The organism is Ruminococcus sp. CAG:57 (assembly GCF_000435935.1).
Taxonomy (GTDB): domain Bacteria; phylum Bacillota; class Clostridia; order Oscillospirales; family Ruminococcaceae; genus Hominimerdicola; species Hominimerdicola aceti.
Genome location: NZ_FR890714.1, coordinates 1 through 717 on the forward strand (window position 1 = coordinate 1; position 717 = coordinate 717).

The window sequence follows — 717 nt, forward strand, 5'->3', positions numbered from 1 at the left end:
ATCCTCAATCTCGGTTAGGTGGAACAGGTCATAATCGTAAAGTTCATCGAGGATTGTTCTGCTCATAGTTCACACCTCCTCATTTCCGCTGAAATAAGACAGCAGGCTTTCCTTGTTGACGAGATACTTGCCACGGACACCCTCACCTGTTCGGAACGCTTTGATCTTGCCTTGTGCTATCAGCATACGGATAGAATGCTCGGAGATACCTTCGATCAGCGCGGTACACTCCTTGATAGTCAGCATTCTGACCGACTGTGCAGGAGCTTTGACAGGCTTTGATGATGTTGCAGGCTGTTCCTGCACTTCTTCCTCGGCGGTCAGTTGAAGCAAGAGGTTAATGATTGTGTTTACGATCTCACGTTTTTCTGCTATTGTCATAATGATCTTCCTTTCGTGGGCGGAGTTCTCAAAGGCTCTCACCACAGTTCTCAAATTTAGTACAGAGATATGCAATAGCGTGGTCAATTAAGGTCAAGTAGTGGTCAACTAAGTTACAAGAGAGCGGCAGAGACTTTGAAATCCAGCAGAACCGCAGTTCTTGTAACTCAATCCAAACGCCGTATTTACGGCACTTTTTGAAGAAAAGGATAATTTAAGTGAAGATGCCTGAATACCAGTTCTGGGTTAGCCGAACATTCGGGGTAAACTCCAAGAGATAATTTTATCCCTATTGGGAGCACTCGAAATCACGTATTTACGCTGTTTTGTTCGGTT

Annotated in this window: 1 protein-coding gene; it reads right to left on the reverse strand. The window is 44.8% G+C overall.

Annotated elements, in window-relative coordinates; translation table 11 throughout:
• Positions 1–69: 69 nt before the first annotated feature.
• Positions 70–381, reverse strand: coding sequence for a helix-turn-helix domain-containing protein (locus QVO88_RS04515; protein WP_022287334.1), 312 nt, complete (start codon positions 379–381; stop codon positions 70–72).
• Positions 382–717: the final 336 nt, after the last annotated feature.

Bases quoted from the DNA above. Each gene is read 5' to 3' on its own strand.
- QVO88_RS04515 (WP_022287334.1), bottom strand. From the start codon at position 381: ATGACAATAGCAGAAAAACGTGAGATCGTAAACACAATCATTAACCTC.